The sequence below is a fragment of the Kitasatospora sp. NPDC033851 genome, assembly GCF_055576085.1.
On record NZ_JBVIRL010000093.1, the window covers coordinates 1 to 2,770 of the forward strand.

The 2,770-nt window shown below is 67.2% G+C and carries 3 protein-coding genes and 1 pseudogene; 2 read left to right on the forward strand and 2 right to left on the reverse strand.

The window, feature by feature from the left end; translation table 11 throughout:
• Positions 1–204: 204 nt before the first annotated feature.
• A pseudogene (locus ACZ51D_RS43580) lies at positions 205–448 on the forward strand (IS701 family transposase); the annotation flags it as partial.
• 26 nt (positions 449–474) lie between these two features.
• Here the strand turns inward: ACZ51D_RS43580 and ACZ51D_RS43585 are convergent.
• Both ACZ51D_RS43585 and ACZ51D_RS43590 read right to left on the reverse strand, forming a co-directional pair.
• On the reverse strand, positions 475–780 hold the full coding sequence (locus ACZ51D_RS43585) for a hypothetical protein (protein ID WP_465665865.1): 306 nt from the start codon (positions 778–780) through the stop codon (positions 475–477).
• 683 nt (positions 781–1,463) lie between these two features.
• Complete coding sequence (locus tag ACZ51D_RS43590) at positions 1,464–2,030, reverse strand: Uma2 family endonuclease (RefSeq protein WP_360509975.1); 567 nt, start codon at positions 2,028–2,030, stop codon at positions 1,464–1,466.
• 174 nt (positions 2,031–2,204) lie between these two features.
• Between ACZ51D_RS43590 and ACZ51D_RS43595 the strand changes: the two genes are divergently transcribed.
• Positions 2,205–2,714: a hypothetical protein gene (locus tag ACZ51D_RS43595; protein ID WP_465665867.1), complete on the forward strand. Its 510-nt coding sequence runs from the start codon at positions 2,205–2,207 to the stop codon at positions 2,712–2,714.
• Positions 2,715–2,770: the final 56 nt, after the last annotated feature.

Sequence of the window (2,770 nt, forward strand, 5' to 3'; positions counted from 1 at the left end):
CCAGTACCGCCCCGACATCCTCGACGGATTCCTCGCCGGGACCGGCCTCTCCCTCGACCTCCCGCCGCCATCACCCTGAAGCGCCAATTTCAGTACCTACCTCGACGCCCCCCAACGCCAATCCCGATGTCCGGGATCAGAAGCTCTCTAGTACTCTTGCTGTAGATCTTGATCTTGCTGGGTGAGACCGGTCCGCAGGCGGAGACGGCGGCCATGCTCGCGCACGCCTCCCCTGCGGTCACGGCCGCCACCGCACGGTAAACCCGCGGCGCTTCCGGGGCTCGTCCCGCTGACGTGCAACGAGATCCAGCGCCTCTTCGCCGCGTTCATCAACCAACATGCCCGCGATTTCGCGCACCGACTCCGCTGGCCGCACTGGCGCCGACGACACCAGGCTCGAACCCGCACCAGCCACTACCAGCGGCACCAGGCCACCACGCAGGCATGAAAATCGCGGCCTACGCCGGTGGGCGACTATGCGGCGAGGTCCTGGCCGATCGCCCGCAGGACGTCAGCGAACCACACCAGGTGGTATCCCAGAGCACGATCTTCCTTAGCAAGCAGATCCTGCAGATGCTGCCAGGACTCGGAGAGCTGCCCGATCGTCAGGTTGCCTGGCACGTTCGCGACGTCGTACAGCTCGTCGGACGGGATCGACCAGAAGTAGTCCTTGTCCAGGACGACGGCACCGCCCGCCGTGGCGCCTTCGACGTGACGGATCAGCACATCGAAGGACCTGCGCAGCTCATCAAGGGACACACGCAAGGGATCACCAGTCATGAGCACCATCCTGATGCCTGACGACATCAAGATCTACAGCTGGAGTACCAGCAGGCGGGAGCCTCTCAGGTGCGGCTGGCGTAGGCGATCTCGTAAGGGGTCTGGTCGGCGATAAGTGTGGATGCCGCCGACCAGCGCGGCCCATGGGGGCGAGCGCGGCCGGACTCTGCTCGGGCCGGGGGATCAGCTCGACCCCGTCGTGCACGGGCTGACTCATGGCGACACTCCATCTCTCGTCTGCTGCGAGGCTACTCGCTTCGGGAACCACGGTCGGCGACCTCACGCCGCACCGCGGGCGGGTGCGGGCTCCGGCGGGCGAGCGGTGCGCAGCGGCACGGCACTGGCCCGGTTCGCGCGGGCAGCGGCGAGGGCGGCACGGTGGCGTGCGCGCTGCTCTCGGCCATGGGGCGAGGGCGGCGGCTTCTTGGTGCCGGCTGTCCTCGGCTGCGGTCGGTCGGGCTGCTTCGTGCTCGCACAGCCAGCCGCGGTGCCGCGCTGGTGCTTCGGTCTATCCGCGAAGTCCGGCCAGCAGCCACGGATCGCCGGGCCTGGCCGGTTTGCCGGTCACCAGGCGAAGGGCGGTCCGATAGAACGGGGCCGACCCGTACGTGGTGGGTCTGGACGTCTACATGGCGGAGCAATCGCCGCGTGTGCGGAGGTGACCCGCATGGCCGCTTCCTGTGTCAGAAGTTGGTCGTGTCGAGTTCGGTGCTCAACGGGGGCGGTAGCTGCAGGGGGGTGCCGAAGGGGTGGGGCCCTTCGATCCGGGTGTAGCCGAGCTGGCCGGGCTGGGAGAAAAGGGTGCAGGTGCGTTCCTGCCGGTCGACCAGGAGGTACACGGGAGCGCCGAACTGCGAGTACCGCCGGCGCTTCGCGGTCCGGTCGGTGTCACCGTTCGACGGCGAGGTCACCTCGACGACGAGCACGGTCTGGTCGGGCAGGAGCGCCCCTTCGGTCTTCGCCAACTCGGCGGGCACGACGGCGAGGTCCGGAACGTAGTAGTTCTCCGTGCCGGGCAGGTCGAGGTTCCCGGAGCCGGCACGGAGGCCGAGCTCGCGCATGCGGGGCCCGATCTGTTCACGGATCAGGTCGACGGCAGTCTCGTGGGCCCAGGACGGTGACACGGGGGTGATGACTCCCTCGACGATCTCGACACGGTCACCCGCAATATGCTGGATCGCGTACTTGAGGGCCTGCTCCGGATTCGGTACCTGGCTGTAGTCACCCGGGCTGGCATGCGCCGTGCTCACGTGCTGCTCTCCTGTCCGGATGTCAGTCCTCAGAACGGACCAGCGAAGTTTTTGGGTCCGCTGCGGCCTGGCTGCCACGGCCGTAGCGCTGGGATGGCTCCCGCCGAGCAGGGGCGCTCGTGGGAACTCGGCACCCGGTAACGTTACTAGGCACCACCACGTGACGTGAACAGCATGCCGAGCGAACGAGCCTCAACCGGTGACCCCTTACGAGAAGGTGACCGGCAGAAGAGCGGGTTCACTGCCGAGGATTCGGCCCAGGTCATAGCCAATGCGCGCGCGGTACTGACGTGCGTGGTCGCGCAGATGGGTGAGTGGCCAGCATTTGAGCGATGGCCGCAGCTGATGCCGACTTGGTTCATCCAGCAGTGCGCGCCCGAGCACCCCGAACCAGAACATGGCGAGCCCTTCGACGCCGAGGCCTGGCTACGTCAGTGGCGGGCCATGACGCCGCAGCAGAAGGCGGCTGTCGATCAGGGACCGTGGATGCTCTCGGGTTGGCTCGACTACTTCGACCCTACCGAGGAAGGGATGGGCGACGACCGGAGCTGGTGGTGGTGGGACGCGAGAGCCGATGAGCCGGACGGCGCTTGGGTGCAGCTGGCGACCACTGGCTGGCCCTTCGGCAGCCGTTCGTTGTCCTGGCTAAGGGCGTCCGCCAGTAGGTGCCGAGCTAATCGGTAGTAGCAGGGCAGGCACGGTTCGCCCGATCATGGAGTTCTCTACGCTTCATGATCACC